Origin of the sequence: Pseudomonas sp. B35(2017) (assembly GCF_002113645.1) — a bacterium.
Lineage (GTDB): Bacteria > Pseudomonadota > Gammaproteobacteria > Pseudomonadales > Pseudomonadaceae > Aquipseudomonas > Aquipseudomonas ekonensis.
Genome location: NZ_NEIZ01000004.1, coordinates 438874 through 456291, shown reverse-complemented (window position 1 = coordinate 456291; position 17418 = coordinate 438874). Strand labels below are relative to the sequence as shown.

Annotated in this window: 14 protein-coding genes; 8 read left to right on the top strand and 6 right to left on the bottom strand. The window is 65.7% G+C overall.

The genetic code is table 11. The features are described from left to right. Positions 1-159 precede the first annotated feature (159 nt). On the bottom strand, positions 160-564 hold the full coding sequence (locus CAG41_RS11080; protein WP_085706991.1) for a lysozyme inhibitor LprI family protein: 405 nt from the start codon (positions 562-564) through the stop codon (positions 160-162). 124 nt (positions 565-688) lie between these two features. Between CAG41_RS11080 and CAG41_RS11075 the strand changes: the two genes are divergently transcribed. Further along, the gene (locus tag CAG41_RS11075; RefSeq protein ID WP_085584589.1) at positions 689-1177 is read left to right on the top strand and encodes an SRPBCC family protein; all 489 of its coding nucleotides are present in this window, start codon (positions 689-691) and stop codon (positions 1175-1177) included. After that, the gene (locus tag CAG41_RS11070) at positions 1170-1985 is read left to right on the top strand and encodes an aminoglycoside phosphotransferase family protein (RefSeq protein WP_085695295.1); all 816 of its coding nucleotides are present in this window, start codon (positions 1170-1172) and stop codon (positions 1983-1985) included. The genes CAG41_RS11075 and CAG41_RS11070 overlap by 8 nt, the downstream gene beginning before the upstream one ends. Before the next feature lie 324 nt (positions 1986-2309). Here the strand turns inward: CAG41_RS11070 and acnA are convergent, their stop codons facing one another. Beyond that, positions 2310-5051 (bottom strand): aconitate hydratase AcnA, encoded by a 2742-nt coding sequence (gene acnA / locus CAG41_RS11065; protein ID WP_085706990.1) that lies wholly within the window; start codon positions 5049-5051, stop codon positions 2310-2312. Positions 5052-5261: 210 nt separating this feature from the next. On the opposite strand from acnA, the gene rlmM reads away from it, so the two are divergent. Next, positions 5262-6338 carry a 23S rRNA (cytidine(2498)-2'-O)-methyltransferase RlmM gene (gene rlmM, locus CAG41_RS11060; protein ID WP_085706989.1) on the top strand — a complete coding sequence of 359 codons (1077 nt, stop codon included), beginning with the start codon at positions 5262-5264 and terminating at the stop codon, positions 6336-6338. 107 nt (positions 6339-6445) lie between these two features. Further along, a complete protein-coding gene (gene tusA / locus CAG41_RS11055) occupies positions 6446-6697 on the top strand; it encodes a sulfurtransferase TusA (RefSeq protein WP_085584583.1) in 252 nt (83 codons plus the stop codon). Positions 6698-6834: 137 nt separating this feature from the next. Here the strand turns inward: tusA and CAG41_RS11050 are convergent, their stop codons facing one another. Next, on the bottom strand, positions 6835-8244 hold the full coding sequence (locus CAG41_RS11050; protein ID WP_085584581.1) for an MATE family efflux transporter: 1410 nt from the start codon (positions 8242-8244) through the stop codon (positions 6835-6837). Positions 8245-8432: 188 nt separating this feature from the next. Between CAG41_RS11050 and pdxB the strand changes: the two genes are divergently transcribed. Next, positions 8433-9575, top strand: a complete 1143-nt coding sequence (gene pdxB, locus CAG41_RS11045; RefSeq protein ID WP_085706988.1) for a 4-phosphoerythronate dehydrogenase PdxB — start codon at positions 8433-8435, stop codon at positions 9573-9575. Between the two features lie 173 nt (positions 9576-9748). Here the strand turns inward: pdxB and CAG41_RS11040 are convergent, their stop codons facing one another. Then, complete coding sequence (locus CAG41_RS11040) at positions 9749-9928, bottom strand: PA1571 family protein (protein ID WP_085584577.1); 180 nt, start codon at positions 9926-9928, stop codon at positions 9749-9751. 259 nt (positions 9929-10187) lie between these two features. Between CAG41_RS11040 and CAG41_RS11035 the strand changes: the two genes are divergently transcribed. Beyond that, positions 10188-11981: an ABC transporter transmembrane domain-containing protein gene (locus tag CAG41_RS11035; protein ID WP_170930276.1), complete on the top strand. Its 1794-nt coding sequence runs from the start codon at positions 10188-10190 to the stop codon at positions 11979-11981. An 80-nt stretch (positions 11982-12061) separates the two neighbouring features. On the opposite strand, the gene CAG41_RS11030 is transcribed toward CAG41_RS11035, so the two are convergent. After that, on the bottom strand, positions 12062-13990 hold the full coding sequence (locus CAG41_RS11030; protein WP_085584575.1) for a transglycosylase SLT domain-containing protein: 1929 nt from the start codon (positions 13988-13990) through the stop codon (positions 12062-12064). A gap of 215 nt (positions 13991-14205) precedes the next feature. Between CAG41_RS11030 and CAG41_RS11025 the strand changes: the two genes are divergently transcribed. Next, the gene (locus tag CAG41_RS11025) at positions 14206-16128 is read left to right on the top strand and encodes an ATP-binding cassette domain-containing protein (protein ID WP_085584644.1); all 1923 of its coding nucleotides are present in this window, start codon (positions 14206-14208) and stop codon (positions 16126-16128) included. Between the two features lie 80 nt (positions 16129-16208). Here CAG41_RS11025 and CAG41_RS11020 read toward each other — a convergent pair whose 3' ends face one another. Next, positions 16209-16646 carry a universal stress protein gene (locus CAG41_RS11020; protein WP_085584573.1) on the bottom strand — a complete coding sequence of 146 codons (438 nt, stop codon included), beginning with the start codon at positions 16644-16646 and terminating at the stop codon, positions 16209-16211. A 102-nt stretch (positions 16647-16748) separates the two neighbouring features. On the opposite strand from CAG41_RS11020, the gene CAG41_RS11015 reads away from it, so the two are divergent. After that, the gene (locus CAG41_RS11015; protein WP_085630804.1) at positions 16749-17186 is read left to right on the top strand and encodes a hypothetical protein; all 438 of its coding nucleotides are present in this window, start codon (positions 16749-16751) and stop codon (positions 17184-17186) included. Positions 17187-17418: the final 232 nt, after the last annotated feature.

Below are 17418 nucleotides of genomic sequence, written 5' to 3'. Positions count from 1 at the left end.
TTCGCTGACGCCATCGCCAGCAGGCAGGCTCCCACAGGGAATCGAGGTGTTCACGCATTCTCTGTGGGGGCCGCTGTTTCATTCGCGCCGCCGACCTTGTGCGAGCGGGCTTGCCCCGGGCGGCGATCCGACGATGAGGCCATCAGGGCCAGACAAGCATCAAGCGCCCGGCACCGGGCAGCCCAGGTCCCCTTCCTCGCATTTCAGGTACTGCTTGAGCGCCTCGGTCCGCGCCTTGGTCACCGAGGTGATGCAGTTGTTGTAGATCAACGGATAGACGCTCCCGCCCGTCACCCCGGACGCCGAGAACTTGCATTCGGCATCGCGGAAGCCGATCCACGCCCGTTGGGTGCCCACCAGCAGCTTCTTGCCGTCGGGGTTGTCCTTCAGGCGCGCGGTGATCTGCTGGTAGACCGCGTTCAGTTCCTTGTCCGCCGCTTTGTTTTCCTGCGCTGCGCACTGGTTCATGGTCGACTGGTCGCTGGCGTTGGCGCAATCGGCGGCCGCGTGGACGAGCGGGGTGAAAAGCAGCGGCGCAAGGGCCAGGAGCAGGCGTGGTGACATGGATTTTCTCGTTGTCTGCGTTAAGGGGACTGTGAAGTTTAGTCGCATCGGGTGCGACGTTTGATACAACTTCGCATTGGACATGTGGTCGAACAGGCCTAGTGTTCAAAACAGGAGGTGACGTATGAAACCAGTACCCAATAGCTTTGAACGCAAGATCACGCTCAAGTCGCCGCGCCCCCATGTCTGGCGCGCGCTGGTCGATGCCGAAGCGTTCGGCCAGTGGTTCGGCGTGGCGCTGGAAGGCCGGCGGTTCATCGCCGGCGAATGGACGCAAGGGCAGGTCACGTACCCAGGCTATGAGCACGTGCTGTGGAACGTGCTGGTGGAGCGGGTCGAGCCGCAGCAGCTGTTTTCGTTCCGCTGGCACCCCTATGCGGTGAACCCGAAGATCGACTACTCCCAAGAGCCGACCACGCTGGTCAAGTTCGAACTGCAGGACTACGAGAACGGCACGCTGCTGAAGGTGTCCGAGTCGGGCTTTGCGCACATCCCCGACGTGCGCCAGAAGGAGGCCTACTACATGGACAGCCGAGGCTGGGAAGAGCAGTTGAGCCGGTTGGAGCATTTCCTGACCGAGAGCGAACGGGCCCGTGAGCGTGAAGGTGGCTGAGCGCGACGTGTTCGGGCCGTGGCTGCAGCGCTGGGCGCTGGTGCCGGACGGCGAGCCGGTCATCACCCTCGGCAGCCGCCTGCTGCCGGTGCGTCAGGGCGATGCTCCGGCGATGCTCAAGGTCGCCGTGGACGCCGAAGAGAAATTCGGCAACCTGCTGATGACCTGGTGGGACGGCGAGGGCGCAGCGCGGGTGATCGCCCATCACGGCGACGGCCTGCTGCTGGAACGGGCCATGGGCCGCCGTTCGCTGATGCGCATGGCGCTCAACGGCGAGGACGACAAGGCCAGCCGGATCCTCTGTTCGGCGTTGGCGCGCCTGCATGCCCCGCGTCCGTCGCCGCCTCCGCCGCTGGTGGAGCTGGCGCCGTGGTTCGCCTCCCTGCGCCTGGCGGCCGAGCGCCACGGCGGGCCTTACGTGAAGAGCCTGCGCACCGCCGAAGCCCTGCTTGCCGAGCCGCAGGACGTGGTGGTGCTGCACGGCGACATGCACCACGACAACGTGCTCGATTTCGGGCCGCGGGGCTGGCTGGCCATCGATCCCAAGCGGGTGCGCGGCGAGCGTGGATACGACTACGCCAACCTGATCTGCAACCCCGAACTGCCGACGGCGGGCGATCCCGGACGCTTCCGCCGGCAGGTCGAGGTGATCGCCGAAGCGGCGGGGCTGGAACGCCGGCGGCTGCTGCAATGGGTGTTGGCGTTCGCCGGCCTGTCGGCCGCGTGGTTCCTGGAGGATGACGACCGCCAAGCCGCCGCCGGGCAGCTGCAAGTCGCGCAGTTGGCGGCTTCGGCCCTCGAAGCCTGACAGGCGTAGGGGATTTCGGAAGGGGTGCTATAGCGAATGTCTTACACGCACTGGTAGCTTTTTCGACTTTTCCAGATTGGATCCGATGCGTAATCTAGCCACATCAACTGAAGCACAGGGAGTGTTTCAGGATCATGGATGATCGACCATGAGCAAGGATCGCTGCCGACAGGGAGTCGATAATGGTCTTGGGAAAAACCCGCTTCGGCGGGTTTTTTTTCGTCTGCAGGAAAGTGCCCTTGTGGCAAGGGAGCTTGCTCCGGTTGGCGCGCGCAGCGGGCCAATAAAGCAGGCCCGCTGCGCAGTCCGACGGGCATGCGCCCCTCAGGACGCGATCAACTGCCGCAGCACGTAATGCAGGATCCCGCCGGACTTGAAGTACTCCACCTCGTTCAGGGTGTCGATGCGGCACAGCACCTCGACCTTCTCCTGACGCCCGTCCTCCCGGGTGATCACCAGCGTCAGGTTCATCCGCGGCGTCAGTTCCGCGCCGCTCAGGCCCTGGATGTCCAGGGTTTCCCGACCGGTGAGGTTCAGGCTCTTGCGGTTCTGATCCAGCTTGAACTGCAACGGCAATACGCCCATGCCCACCAGGTTGGAGCGGTGGATGCGTTCGAAGCTCTCGGCGATCACGGCCTTCACGCCCAACAGATTGGTGCCCTTGGCTGCCCAGTCACGGCTGGAGCCTGTGCCGTACTCTTGGCCGGCGATCACCACCAGCGGCGTGCCCGACGCCTGATAGCGCATCGCCGCGTCGTAGATCGCCAGTTTTTTGCCGGTGGGGATGTACAGCGTGTTGCCGCCTTCCTCGCCGCCGAGCATTTCGTTGCGGATCCGGATGTTGGCGAAGGTGCCGCGCATCATCACTTCGTGGTTGCCCCGGCGAGAGCCGTAGGAGTTGAAGTCCCGCGGCTCCACGCCCAGCTCGCGCAGGTAACGCCCGGCCGGGCTGTCGGCCTTGATGTTGCCGGCAGGGGAGATGTGGTCGGTGGTCACCGAATCGCCCAGCAGCGCCAGGATCCGCGCGCCCCGGACATCGCCGATCGCCGGCAGGGGGCCTGCGACGTCGTCGAAGAACGGCGGGTGCTGGATGTAGGTCGAGTCCGCCTGCCAGACGTAGGTCGCGGCCTGCGGGACCTGGATGGCTTGCCACTGCTCGTCGCCGGCGAACACCTCGGCGTACTCCTTGTGGAACATCGCGGTGTTGACCTGGTTCACCGCGTCGGCGATCTCCTGGCTGCTGGGCCAGATGTCGCGCAGGTACACCGGACGGCCTTGCGCGTCTTCGCCCAACGGCTCGCGGCTGATGTCGGTGCGCACGCTGCCGGCCAGGGCATAGGCGACCACCAGCGGCGGCGAGGCCAGCCAGTTGGTCTTCACCAGCGGATGCACACGGCCCTCGAAGTTGCGGTTGCCGGACAGCACCGACGCCACGGTCAGGTCGGCCTGCTGGATGGCTTTCTCGATCGGCTCCGGCAGCGGTCCCGAGTTGCCGATGCACGTGGTGCAGCCATAGCCGACCAGCGAGAAGCCGAGCTGGTCGAGGTACTTCGTCAGTCCCGCCGCCCGGTAATAGTCGGTGACCACCTTGGAGCCCGGCGCCAGCGAGCTCTTGACCCACGGCTTGCGGGTCAGGCCCTTTTCCACGGCTTTTTTCGCCAGCAGGCCGGCGGCCATCATCACGCTGGGGTTGGAGGTGTTGGTGCAGGAGGTGATCGCGGCGATCACCACCGCACCGTTTTTCAGGCGATAGGTACTGCCCTCGTACTCGTAGTCGGTTTCGCCGGCCATGTCGGCGTTGCCCACCGCCACACCGCCGCCGCCCTCGCTTTCGAGGCGGCCTTCGTCTTTGCTGGCGGGCTTGAACTGCAGATCGAGGAAGTCGCTGAACGCCTGGCCGACATCGGGCAGCGCCACCCGGTCCTGCGGCCGTTTGGGACCTGCGAGGCTGGCTTCGACGTTGCCCATGTCCAACGCCAGGCTGTCGGTGAACAGCGGCTCCTGGCCGGGCAGGCGCCACAGGCCCTGGGCCTTGGTGTAGGCCTCGACCAGTTTGACCACCTCGGCGGGGCGGCCGGACAGGCGCAGGTAGTCCAGCGTGACGTCATCGACCGGGAAGAATCCGCATGTGGCGCCGTATTCCGGGGCCATGTTGGCGATGGTCGCACGGTCGGCCAGCGGCAGGTCGGCGAGGCCGTCGCCGTAGAACTCGACGAATTTGCCGACCACGCCTTTCTTGCGCAGCATCTGGGTCACGGTCAGCACCAGGTCGGTGGCGGTGATGCCTTCCTTGAGCTTGCCGGTGAGCTTGAAGCCGATGACCTCCGGGATCAGCATCGACACCGGCTGGCCGAGCATCGCCGCTTCCGCCTCGATCCCGCCGACGCCCCAGCCGAGCACGCCCAGACCGTTGATCATGGTGGTGTGGGAGTCGGTGCCGACCAGCGTGTCCGGGAAGGCATACGTGCGGCCGTCCTCGTCCCGGGTCCACACCGTGCGTCCCAGGTATTCGAGATTGACCTGGTGGCAGATCCCGGTGCCCGGCGGCACCACGCTGAAGTTGTCGAAGGCGCTCTGGCCCCAGCGCAGGAACGCATAGCGTTCGCCGTTGCGCTGCATTTCGATGTCGACGTTCTGTTCGAAGGCGCTGGCGGTGGCGAACTTGTCCACCATCACCGAGTGGTCGATCACCAGGTCCACCGGCGACAGCGGATTGATCCGCTGCGGGTCGCCGCCGGCCTTGGCCACGGCGGCGCGCATCGCCGCCAGGTCGACCACGGCGGGCACGCCGGTGAAGTCCTGCATCAGCACACGGGCAGGGCGGTACTGGATCTCACGGTCGGAGCGGCGCTCCTTGAGCCAGGCGGCGATCGCCTTGAGGTCGGCGCCGGTGACGGTCTTGCCGTCCTCCCAGCGCAGCAGGTTTTCCAGCAGCACCTTGAGCGACATCGGCAGCCTGTCGATGTCGCCCAGGCTTTTGGCGGCCTCCGGCAGGCTGAAATAGTGATAGGTCTTGCTGTCGACCGGCAGGGTCTTGAGGGTGTTCAGGCTATCGAGGGACGGCATTGCGATCACTCCTTTGAATCCGCACGGCTACGGATTGAGGGGACGAACTGAGCTTTAAACCTAGCCCCGTTTCCGGTAGCTGGCTAATCACTCGACTCTATAGACAGAACCAAGGTTCCGAACTCGGCTATCATGCGCCGGTTTTCGTGACAGGCTTTGCTACAGGGCAAGTTTGCGCATCGACCCATTGCCAGTTGCCCAGGAGATTCAATGAACACCCTATTCATGCACTGCCGGCCAGGCTTCGAAGGCGAAGTCTGCTCCGAGATTTCCGACCTCGCCGCCCGGCTGAACGTGGCCGGCTACGCCAAGGCCAAGCCGTCCAGCGCCTGCGCCGAGTTCGTGTGCAGCGAAGCCGACGGCGCCGAGCGGCTGATGCGTGGCCAGCGCTTCGCCGAATTGATCTTCCCGCGCCAATGGGCCCGCGGTGTCTTCATCGATCTGCCGGAAACCGACCGCATCAGCGTGATCCTCGCGCATATGGCGGAGTTTCCGGTGTGCGGCAGCCTGTGGCTGGAAGTGCTCGACACCAACGACGGCAAGGAGCTGTCGAACTTCTGCAAGAAATTCGAGGCCCCTCTGCGCAAGGCGCTGACCGGCGCCGGCAAGCTGGTGGACGACGCCGGCAAGCCGCGCCTGCTGCTGACCTTCAAGAGCGGCCGCGAAGTGTTCCTCGGCCTGGCCGACGCCGGCAACTCGGCGATGTGGCCGATGGGCATTCCGCGCCTGAAGTTTCCCCGGGAGGCGCCGAGCCGCTCGACCCTGAAGCTGGAGGAGGCCTGGCACCACTTCATCCCGCGTGACCAATGGGAAGAGCGCCTGCACAGCGACATGACCGGCGTCGACCTGGGTGCCGCGCCGGGCGGCTGGACCTGGCAACTGGTGAACCGGGGCATGCTGGTGACGGCCATCGACAACGGCCCGATGGCGCAAAGCCTGATGGACACCGGCCTGGTGCAGCACCTGATGGCCGACGGCTTCACCTTCAAGCCCAAGCAGCCGGTGGACTGGATGGTCTGCGACATCGTCGAAAAACCGGCCCGCAACGCAGCGATGCTCGAGGAATGGGTCGGCGAGGGCCACTGCCGGGAAGCGGTGGTCAACCTCAAGCTGCCGATGAAGCAGCGCTACGCCGAAGTCAAACGCCTGCTCGAACGCATCGCCGACGGTTTCAAGGCCCGGGGCGTCAAGGTCGACATCGGCTGCAAGCAGCTGTACCACGACCGCGAGGAAGTCACCTGCCACTTGCGCCGGCACGACACGAAAAAGCCCAAATCCCGTGGATGACGGAAATGAACACGGTGGCGAGGGGCCTTTGCCGCCCGGCGGGGGGCCGCTCGCTCGCCACGCGCCCGGCAATGCGCGACAATGCCGGCCTGCTTCAGGAGTGAACCATGAGTGAAATGATCGATACCCCGGTGGACGGCACCCTCGACGCCACCGGCCTCAATTGCCCGGAACCGGTGATGATGCTGCACCAGCACATCCGCGACCTGGTGCCCGGCGGCCTGCTCAAGGTGATCGCCACGGATCCCTCGACCCGCCGCGACATCCCCAAGTTCTGCACGTTCCTCGACCACGAACTGGTGGCCCAGCACGAAGAGGCCGGCACCTACCTGTACTGGATCCGCAAGAAGCAAGGCTGAACCCGGTAAGGGCTCAAAACCCACTGTGGGAGCCAGCCTGCTGGCGATGAGGCAGTCGGTTCAACATCAAGTTGACTGACTTGCCGCCATCGCCGGCAGGCGGGCTCCCACAGTTTTTTGTTTCGGCTGAACGGGCCTCAGCCCGCCGGATGGCCGGTGCGAATGCGCTTGCGGGCGCTGCGGATCAGCCGCACCGACAGCATCAGCGCCGCGCAGCTCAGGCCGACGATCAGGCCCTGCCACAGGCCGCTCGGGCCACGGGGCTCGCCGAGCCAGTCGGTCAGGCCCAGGGCGTAACCCACCGGCAGGCCGATGCCCCAGTAGGCGAACAGGGTCAGGATCATCGTCACCCGGGTGTCCTGGTAGCCGCGCAGCGCCCCGGCGGCGGTGACCTGGATCGCGTCGGAGAACTGGAACAGCGCCGAATACACGATCAGCATCGCCGCGATGTGGATCACCGTCGGGTCGGCGGTGTAGATCGCCGCGATCGGCTCGCGCAGCAACAGCATCATGCTCGCCGAGAGGCACGCGTAGGCCAGCGCGCTGCCCATGCCGACCCCGGCGGCGAAGCGCGCCTCACGCGGCTCCCCGCGCCCCAGGGCCTGACCGACCCGCACGGTCACGGCCATCCCCAGCGAATACGGGATCATGAACACCAGCGAGCTGACGTTGAGCGCGATCTGGTGCCCGGCCACCACCGTGGCACCCAGGCTGCCGATCAGCAGGGCGATCACGGCGAAGATGCTCGACTCGGCGAACACGGCGATGCCGATCGGCAGGCCGATGGCCAGCAGGCGCTTGATTACGGCCCATTGCGGCCAGTCGAAACGGCTGAACAGTTCGCTGGATTTGTAGGCGGGCGCCCAGCGCTCGTAACCGGCCAGGCCCAGCGCCATCACCCACATCACGATCGCCGTGGCCCAACCGCAGCCGACGCCGCCCATGGCCGGCATGCCGAAATGGCCGTAGATGAACACGTAGTTCAGCGGAATGTTCAGCGCCAGGCCGCACAGGCCCAGCACCATCGCCGGGCGGGTGCGGCCCAGGCCGTCGCTGAAGCAGCGCAGCACATGGTAGAGCGCCACCGCCGGCAGGCCGCTGGCGATGCCGTGCAGGTATTGCATGCAGGGGCCGATCAGCTCCGGATCGACCTTCATCAGGTGCAGGATCGGCTCGGCGCAGACCAGCATCGCGGTCGCCATCAGCCCCACCGCCAGCGCCAGCCACAGCGCCTGGCGCACCAGCGGACCGATTTCGCCGTGGGTGCCGGCGCCGAAGCGCTGGGCGACTTTCGGGGTGGTCGCCAGCAAGGTGCCGGTCATCAGCAGGAACACCGGCACCCAGATCGAGTTGCCCAGGGCCACGGCCGCCAGGTCCCGGGGCCCGACGCGGCCGGCCATCACCGCATCGACGAAGCCCATGGCGGTGGTCGCCAGTTGCGCGATGATGATCGGCAGGGCCAGGCCGAGCAGGCTCTTGAGCTCCAGACGGATCCGGGCGGGGCGGTCGGGGGAAACGGCGGCGGGGCGTTGGGTCACGGAGTTCACAGGCAAAGCGTCCAAGGGTTGATGCGCAGGGCGGCGCATTCTACGCCGCTGACGCATCGGTCAGGAAAAATCCCGTGTTGGGGATTTGTAATTGCGGCATGGGGCGGGAGGGCTCAGGGCGCGCAATGTCCGCTGGCTCATCGCAGTGTCAGCGCCTACACTGCCGATCCGCCCAAGGAGCCCCTGCCATGCTGATTGTCGCCGACGAAAACATCCCGCTGCTCGATGCCTTCTTTGCCGGTTTCGGCGAGATCCGCCGGGTGCCGGGCCGGGCCATCGACCGCGCCACGGTCGAACAGGCCGATGTCCTGCTGGTGCGTTCGGTGACGAACGTCGACCGGGCCCTGCTCGAAGGCAGCCACGTGCGCTTTGTCGGCACGTGCACCATCGGCACCGATCATCTGGATCTCGACTACTTCGCCGAAGCCGGCATCGCCTGGTCCAGCGCCCCCGGCTGCAACGCCCGGGGCGTGGTCGACTACGTGCTCGGCAGCCTGCTGACCCTCGCCGATATCGAAGGCGCGGACCTGAGCCGGCGCACCTATGGCGTGGTGGGCGCCGGCCAAGTCGGCGGGCGTCTGGTCAAGGTGCTCAAGGGCCTGGGCTGGAACGTGAAGGTCTGTGACCCGCCGCGCCAGGCTGCCGAGGGCGGCGACTATGCAAGCCTCGACGAGATCATCGAGCAGTGCGACGTGATCAGCCTGCACACCCCGTTGACCCGCACCGGCGACGGCGCGACCTGGCACCTGTTCGACCGCGGGCGTCTGCAGCGGCTCAAGCCCGGCGCCTGGCTGATCAACGCGGCCCGCGGCCCGGTGATCGACAACGCCGCACTGCGCGAGGTGCTGCTGGCCCGCGAAGACCTTCAAGCGGTGCTCGACGTCTGGGAGGCCGAGCCCGAGGTGGACTTGGCGCTGGCCGACCTCTGCGTGCTGGCGACGCCGCACATCGCCGGCTACAGCCTCGACGGCAAGCAGCGCGGCACCGCGCAGATCTACCAGGCCTACTGCGACGTCATCGGTCATCCGGCCAGCATCCGTCTCGAAGACTTGCTGCCGGCGCCGTGGCTGGCCCAGATGACCCTGCATGCCGACACCGACCCGGCCTGGGCCTTGGCGGCGCTGTGCCGCGGCGTGTACGACCCGCGCCGGGACGATGCGGACTTCCGGCGCAGCCTGGTGGACGATGTCGGCGCGCAGCGGGCGGCGTTCGATGCGTTGCGCAAGGGGTATCCGGTGCGGCGCGAGATCGAAGGGCTCAAGGTCAGGATCGAGGGGGAGTCCCCGGCCCTGCGGCAGATCGTGGCGGCGCTGGGGGCTGTGGCGGTCTGATGAACCGGGGCGGCTTCATCGCCAGCAGGCTGGCTCCCACCGTGTCGGTCTGCGCCGCAACCGATGTGGGAGCCAGGCCGCTGGCGATGGCGTCAGTGAGTGCGTCGCGGCCCTTGGCCGGCAGGCATAAAAAACCCGGCCATCAGGGCCGGGTCAGGAAGACGGTGGCGACATCACTTTTGTTCGGCAGGCTTGACCAATCGCTGATCCAGTTCGCGGCAGGCCTTCTGGATCATCTCTTCGGTGATCGGCACTTCGCGGCCGTCCTCATCGATGATCGAGCAACCCAGAGCTTGACCGGGCTTGGTGCGGATCACTTGAATCTTGTCGTCGCTGCTGTTTTGCAAGGACATGGCCTGTCTCCTCATCAGGTTGTGTGCCTAGGGTAAAACCGTCAGGTGACCAGGCTGTGACAACTCCCTGCGGTCTGTCCGGGACGGCATCTCCACTCAAACAGAAATGGCGGTGTGTCTCAACCGTGAGATTAGACCAATAGCGTCTAGCCTCTAGTCGTGGCGGTCATAATTAACCTGACTCGTTGTGATTCGCACAGTTCCACCCCATTTCAGCGTGTAGGCTGATCCCATTCACCTGCACAAGACGTGAACCCGAATGATCCCGATGCTTTCCCCGCGACACCGCCGGGCCCTGCGCCTGGCCAACCGGTTCCTGGCGCCGTACCGCTGGCAGGCGTTCGGCGCCTTGCTGGCGCTGATCGTCACCGCCGGCATCACCCTGTCGATGGGGCAGGGCATCCGCCTGCTGGTCGATCAAGGGTTCATGACCCAGTCGCCGCACCTGCTCAACCAGTCCATCGGCCTGTTCATGCTGCTGGTGCTCGGGCTGGCCGTGGGCACTTTCGCCCGGTTCTACCTGGTGTCGTGGATCGGCGAGCGCTGCGTGGCCGACATCCGCCGGCAGGTGTTCAACCATCTGGTCTACCTGCACCCGGGCTTCTACGAAAACAACCGCAGCTCGGAGATCCAGTCCCGGCTGACCGCCGACACCACGCTGCTGCAATCGGTGATCGGCTCGTCGCTGTCGCTGTTCCTGCGCAATCTGCTGATGGTGCTGGGCGGGATCGTGCTGTTGTTCATCACCAACCCCAAGCTCACCAGCATCGTGGTGATCGCCTTGCCGCTGGTGATTGCGCCGATCCTGATCTTCGGCCGACGGGTGCGCAACCTGTCGCGCCTGAGCCAGGACCGGATCGCCGACATCGGCAGCTACGTGTCCGAGACCCTGGGCCAGATCAAGACCGTGCAGGCCTACAACCACCAGGTGCAGGACGAACAGCGCTTCGCCGCCACCGTCGAGCAGGCGTTCGACACGGCGCGCAAGCGGATCTTCCAGCGGGCGTGGCTGATCACCCTGGTGATCGTGCTGGTGCTGGGGGCCGTGGCGGTGATGCTGTGGGTGGGCGGCATGGACGTGATCGCCGGGCGCATCTCCGCCGGCGAGCTGGCGGCGTTCGTGTTCTACAGCCTGATCGTCGGCAGCGCCTTCGGCACATTGAGCGAGGTGATCGGTGAGTTGCAGCGGGCGGCCGGTGCCGCCGAGCGCATCGCCGAGCTGCTGCGCTCGGAGAACATCATCCAGCCGCCGGCCAACGGCCTGGTGACGTTGCCGGAGCGGGTCAAGGGTGAACTGGCCTTGCAGGATGTGCGGTTTTCCTACCCCTCGCGTCCCGACAGCTTCGCCGTCGACGGCTTGAGCCTGACGGTCAGGGCGGGGGAGACCTTGGCGCTGGTGGGGCCGTCAGGCGCCGGCAAGTCCACGGTGTATGACCTGCTGCTGCGTTTCTACGACCCTGACGCTGGCCGGATCCTGATCGATGGCGTGCCGCTCACAAGTCTGGATCCCTTGGACCTGCGCCGCTGCTTCGCGCTGGTGTCGCAGAGCCCGGCGCTGTTCTTCGGCAGCGTCGAGGACAACATCCGCTACGGCTGTCCCGACGCGACACCGGAGCAAGTCAGGGAGGCCGCCCGGATCGCCCACGCCCACGACTTCATCGAGCGGATGCCCGAGGGCTACCGCACGCACCTGGGCGACGGCGGGCTGGGCCTGTCCGGTGGCCAGCGCCAACGGCTGGCCATCGCCCGTGCATTGCTGGTGGATGCGCCGATCCTGCTGCTGGATGAAGCTACCAGCGCCCTCGACGCCCAGAGCGAACACCTGATCCAGCAGGCGCTGCCGAGCCTGATGCGCAACCGCACCACACTGGTGATCGCCCACCGGCTGGCCACAGTGAAAAACGCCGACCGGATCGCCGTGCTGGATCAGGGCAAATTGGTCGCGATCGGCACGCACCAGGAACTGATCGCCGGCAATCCGCTGTATGCGCGGTTGGCGGCGCTGCAGTTCAGCGATGGTGTTCTTGATTCGACTGCCCCGGTAACCGACTGACCCAACGGCTCGGTAGGACGCCATGAAAAATGCCCGCATCGGATGCGGGCATTTTCATTTCACGGGATTGCAGCTTCGGCTCACAGATCGTCGAAGTAGCGCTCGTGCCAATCCACCAGCGGTTGCGGCGAATTGAGCTTCTGGCCGTAGATCACCGAATAAGACAGCACGTTCTGCACATACTGACGGGTTTCGTCGAACGGGATGCTTTCGACCCAGACATCGAAGCTCAGGTGGTCGGCACCGCGCAGCCATTGGCGTACGCGGCCGGGGCCGGCGTTGTAGGCGGCGGAGGCGAGCACGCGGTTGCCGTTGAACTGGCTGTGCACCTGGCTGAGGTAGGCGGCGCCGAGCTGGATGTTCTTGTCCGGGTCAAGCACCTGCTGCGGCGAGGCCAGCGGGATGCTGAACTTGCGTGCGGTTTCCTTGGCGGTGCCGGGCATCAGTTGCATCAGGCCGCTGGCGCCGACGCTCGAGCGGGCGTCGTCCATGAAGGCGCTTTCCTGGCGGGTGATGGCGAACACCCAGCTCGAATGCAGGCCGCGCACCTTGGCTTCGCGCACCAGCGTGTTGCGGTGGGCCATCGGGAAACGGATGTCCAGGTCGTCCCAGTATTGGGCCTGGCTGATGGTGCGGATCGCCGGGAAGTACCATTTCAGGTCGTAGGCCAGCTTGGCCTGGGCGACCATTTCGTCGCGGCTGAAATGGCGGCTGACGTGATACCACTCGCGCCGTCCGTCGACGATCTGCCCGCGGGCGTGGAATTCCAGTGCCCGGCGCACGCCCGGGGTATTGCGCACTTTGTTGATGGTCGCCTGGCTCAGCACCAGCGGCTTGTTGACCAGCGAGTAGGGCGACTGGGAACGGTCGGCGGCGAGGAAACCGTAGAAGTCCCGCTCGCGGGCCAGGTTCTTGTACAGGGTCTGGGCTTCCGGGTTCTGCGGTTGCGCCAGTTCCAGGCTACGGGCCTGCCAGTAGCGCCAGCGGTTGGTGGTGGCCAGGTCCTGCGGCAGGCGGCGGGTCAGCTGGTAGGCGTCGTTCCAGCGGGCCAGGCGCAGCAGCAGGCGCAGGCGCCACTCCGACACGGTGTTGTCGCGCAGTTCCGGATCGTACTGGGTCATCACGTCCAGGGCGCGGCTGTCGAAGCGGCGGGCGAGGGTCAGGCCGATTTCCCGGGCGATCGCGACCTTTTCGTCGCGGGAGAAATGCATGCTGCTGGCGTAGCCGTCGAGCAGGGCCATGGCCTTGTCCGGATCCTGGCGGGCGAGGCGGCGCAGGCCGAGGCTGACCACGTCGGACATCGGCTCATCGGCAGGAATGAAGCGCGAAGGCTGGTTGAGCAATTCGGGCTTCTGCGCCACGTCCACCAGCAGGCGGCCGCGCGGGGCGAGGGTGGTCAGGCCGTTGACCAGGCTGTTGGCCAGCGGGTAATTGCGGTGCTGGGCGGCGAGTTTCGCCCGTTCCCAGCGCTTCTGCTCGGTCAACTGGCCTTCGGCGGCCCACATGCCGAACAGCGCGTCGCAGGCGGCGGGCTGGGACTTGCCGGTCAGCCACAGTTTCTCGGCGTTGGCATAGCCCTCGGCCTTCTTGTTGTGGCTGATCTGGTACTGCGCGTTCAGGCAGTCCAGTTCGGTGAAATTGAGTTTCGGGTCGTAGTACTTGACGAAGGTCGCCCAGTCATCGCGTTCGGCCAGCCAGCGCAACCAGCGCAGCTTCATCCAGTTGGCCTGGGGCAGGTCGCCGTGCTCGGCGAGGAATTTCTCGATCTCGGCGTTGCTCGCGGTCTTCAGCCGGGCGGTGAGTTCGTCGTAGGCCAGGTAGGGTTCCAGCGGATAATCGGCCAGGGCCTGGCTGTAGCGGAAGTACGGGCCGGTATCGCCCTTGGCCAAGGCGCGCTTGGCCTCATCGTAGTACTGGCGTTGGGTGGACAGATCCACCGCCTGGGCGGACTGGGCGGCAGCGGCGGAAAGCAGCAAGCAGGACAAGACACTGAAAAGGCGACTGCGCATGAGACATCCGGGCACATGAAAACAGGACAAGCGCCGGCAAGGACCGACGCTGAATTGTCTGTAGCTTAGCCTTTTGCCAGCAGGCGGCGAAAGCTTTGCCGGGCTTGAGCCGCAAGATCGCAACAAATGTTATGCAGAGTGCTTCGACGGTGAAATTGCCGGCCTGCTGGAGCCCCGATTCAGGTAGAATGCGCGCCCGGTTTTTGGAGAAGCTCATGACCCTGCTCAAATTCAGCGATGTGTCCCTTGCGTTCGGCGCCATGCCGTTGTTGGACAAGGTGTCCTGGCAGATCGCCCGTGGTGAGCGGGTCTGCATCATCGGCCGCAACGGCACCGGCAAGTCCAGCATGATGAAACTGGTCAAGGGCGACCAGAAGCCTGACGACGGCGCGGTATGGCGTGCACCCGGTCTGAAGATCGGCGAATTGCCGCAGGAATTGCCGGTGGCCGACGAACGGACGGTGTTCGACGTGGTTGCCGAAGGCCTCGACGGCGTCGGCGCGCTGCTGGCCGAGTATCACCATCTGAGCCAGAACATCGTCACCGACGCCGATCTGGAAAAGCTGATGCACGTTCAGCACGACCTCGAAGCCCGTGACGGCTGGCGCCTGCAGACCCTGGTCGACAGCACCCTGAGCCGTCTGCAGCTGCCGGCTGACAAGACCCTCGCCGAGCTGTCCGGCGGCTGGCGTCGCCGTGTGCTGCTGGCGCAGGCGCTGGTGTCCGAGCCGGACCTGCTGCTGCTCGACGAACCGACCAACCACCTGGACATCGGCGCGATCGCCTGGCTCGAAGAGGCGCTGAAGGACTTCCAGGGCGCGGTGCTGTTCATCACCCACGACCGTTCCTTCCTGCAGAACCTCGCCACCCGCATCCTTGAGCTGGACCGCGGCGGGCTGATCGACTGGAACGGCGACTACGCCAGCTTCCTCGTTCACAAGGAAGCCGTGCTGGCGGCGGAAGAGACCGCCAACGCCTTGTTCGACAAGCGCCTGGCCCAGGAAGAAGTCTGGATCCGCCAAGGCATCAAGGCCCGCCGCACCCGCAACGAAGGCCGCGTACGTGCCCTGAAGGCCTTGCGGGTGGAGCGCAGCGAGCGCCGCGAACGCACCGGCAAGGCCAACATCCAGCTGGAGACCGCCGAGAAGTCCGGCAAGCAGGTGATGGTGCTGGAGAACGTCAGCTTCGCCCACCCGGGCGGCCCGTTCCTGGTCCGCGACTTCTCGATGGTGCTGCAGCGCGGCGACCGCATCGGCCTGCTGGGCGCCAACGGCACCGGCAAGACCACCTTGCTCAAACTGATGCTCGGCGGCCTGCAGCCGAGCAGCGGCACGGTCGAGGAGGGCACCAAGATCGACGTGGCCTATTTCGACCAACTGCGCCATCAGCTGGATCTGGAAAAGACCGTCATCGACAACGTCGCCGAAGGCCGCGACTTCATTGAGATCGACGGCCAGAGCCGCCATGTGCTGAGCTACCTCGGCGACTTCCTGTTCAGCCCGCAGCGTGCGCGCACGCCGGTCAAGGCCTTGTCCGGCGGTGAGCGGGCGCGCCTGCTGCTGGCCAAGCTGTTCAGCAAGCCGGCCAACCTGCTGGTGCTCGACGAACCGACCAACGACCTCGACGTGGAAACCCTCGAACTGCTCGAAGAGGTGCTGCTGACCTTCAGCGGCACCGTGCTGATGGTCAGCCACGACCGGGCGTTCCTCGACAACGTCGTCACCAGCACCCTGGTGTTCGAAGGTGAGGGCAAGGTGCGCGAGTACGTCGGCGGTTACCAGGACTGGATTCGCCAGGGCGGCTCGCCGCGCCTGCTGGGCGTGACCGAGAGCAAGTCGGGCAAGGCCGACCTGAACTCGGCGGTGGTCAAGGCCGAGCCTGCGCCGGTGGCGGCCCCGGTGGCCGAGGCACCGGCCGCGAAGAAGAAACTGAGCTACAAGCTGCAGCGCGAGTTGGAAGCGCTGCCGGGCGACATCGACGCCAAGGAGCAGCAGATCGCCGCCGTGGAGGCCGAAATGGCCGAAGCCGGCTTCTACCAGCGTCCGCCGGCGGAGACAGCTGAAGTGCTGGCGTCGCTGGAGCGCCTGCAGGCGGAGCTGGACGCCCTGGTGGAGCGTTGGGCCGAACTGGAGGCCTGACCGCCCCGCAGACGGAAAAGCCCGGCGTCCAGTGATGGGCGCCGGGCTTTTCGCATCCGGGTTGGACGCTGGAGAGAAACTCAGCGCTTGATCAGGTGCACCGCCAGCACATCGCACGGCGCGCCGTGCAGCACATCGTTGGCGGTCGAACCCAACAGCAGCGCCAGGCCGTGCCGGCCATGGCTGCCGACCACGATCAGGTCGCATTCCTGCTCTTTGGCGAAATGGTGGATTTCCTGGCGCGGCTGGCCGTAGGTCAGGTGGCAGTTGGCGCTTTCCAGCTCGCTGTACTTGTGCTTGAGGCGCTCCAGGCGCTCCTTGGCCTGGTCGAACTGCTGCTGTTGCAGTTGTGACAGATCCATCGGCACGTCACCGCCGAAGGCCATAGCCATCGGCTCGACGATATGCACCAGCGACAGCTTGGCGCCGTTGCTCACCGACAGCTCGCGGGCGCGGTGGATCACGGGGTCGCATTCTTCGGTCAGGTCGACGGCGACCAGGATGTGGTGGTAGGGCATGGTGGCGCCTCCAGAGGATTCGATAGTGTTAAGTATGGCTGGTTTCAAGCGCATTGGTTCCGAACTGAAGCAATGGGCTCATCCAAAAACGGGAGTAGAGATATGACGGTCTGGCTGGTGGTGTCAATCCTGCTGGTGGTGTTGAGTCCGCTGGCATGGTTGCGCCCGTCACGTGTGCAGAGCGGTCGCATGGCCCTGCGCATGGAGGCGCGGCGCCTGGGCCTGGCCATGCAATTGGCGCCCCAGGAATGGCCGCACTGGCTGTCGCAGGAGCCGCCGAGCCCGTGCGCGCAGTACCACCGGCCGCGGCGCGGCAGCCGGCCTGCGTGCTGGGCCTACTGGCAGAAGTCTGCCGGGGTCTGGGTCAATCAGTGGCAGGAGGCCTGCGAAGACCCGGCGCTGCTCGATCATTTCCTGAAGTTGCCGGCCAATGTCTTCAAGGTCGAGGCAGATAAGCAGATGATCGCCCTGTATTGGGGCGAGAAAGGCGAGGCCAGCGTCTTGCAGGACATAGACGCCACGCTGAAAGCGCTGGCGTGATCCAGGGACGTTTCGTGCCGCAACGGTGCGAAACGTCCGGCAGACGCGCAATAAAAAGCCCGACATGATTCATCGGGCGGGGTTGGCCAGGCAGGCCGGAAAATCTTCTGGGGCGTAGCGCGATCCTGTTCGTTCGCCTGGATGCGGCTGTTTTCCTGCGTCCTCCCGAGAGCGTAGCCCGTTGTGCGGGGCTCGCCGGGAATTAGGGCGACTTTTCTAATGATTGATCTTA

Excerpts from the sequence above, each read along its gene's own strand:
- CAG41_RS11020 (WP_085584573.1), bottom strand. The coding sequence starts at position 16,646 with ATGCCCTACCACCACATCCTGGTCGCCGTCGACCTGACCGAAGAATGC.
- CAG41_RS11035 (WP_170930276.1), top strand. The coding sequence starts at position 10,188 with ATGATCCCGATGCTTTCCCCGCGACACCGCCGGGCCCTGCGCCTGGCC.
- CAG41_RS11040 (WP_085584577.1), bottom strand. The coding sequence starts at position 9,928 with ATGTCCTTGCAAAACAGCAGCGACGACAAGATTCAAGTGATCCGCACC.
- CAG41_RS11025 (WP_085584644.1), top strand. The coding sequence starts at position 14,206 with ATGACCCTGCTCAAATTCAGCGATGTGTCCCTTGCGTTCGGCGCCATG.
- acnA (WP_085706990.1), bottom strand. The coding sequence starts at position 5,051 with ATGCCGTCCCTCGATAGCCTGAACACCCTCAAGACCCTGCCGGTCGAC.
- CAG41_RS11075 (WP_085584589.1), top strand. The coding sequence starts at position 689 with ATGAAACCAGTACCCAATAGCTTTGAACGCAAGATCACGCTCAAGTCG.
- pdxB (WP_085706988.1), top strand. The coding sequence starts at position 8,433 with ATGCTGATTGTCGCCGACGAAAACATCCCGCTGCTCGATGCCTTCTTT.
- CAG41_RS11030 (WP_085584575.1), bottom strand. The coding sequence starts at position 13,990 with ATGCGCAGTCGCCTTTTCAGTGTCTTGTCCTGCTTGCTGCTTTCCGCC.
- rlmM (WP_085706989.1), top strand. The coding sequence starts at position 5,262 with ATGAACACCCTATTCATGCACTGCCGGCCAGGCTTCGAAGGCGAAGTC.
- tusA (WP_085584583.1), top strand. The coding sequence starts at position 6,446 with ATGAGTGAAATGATCGATACCCCGGTGGACGGCACCCTCGACGCCACC.
- CAG41_RS11015 (WP_085630804.1), top strand. The coding sequence starts at position 16,749 with ATGACGGTCTGGCTGGTGGTGTCAATCCTGCTGGTGGTGTTGAGTCCG.
- CAG41_RS11080 (WP_085706991.1), bottom strand. The coding sequence starts at position 564 with ATGTCACCACGCCTGCTCCTGGCCCTTGCGCCGCTGCTTTTCACCCCG.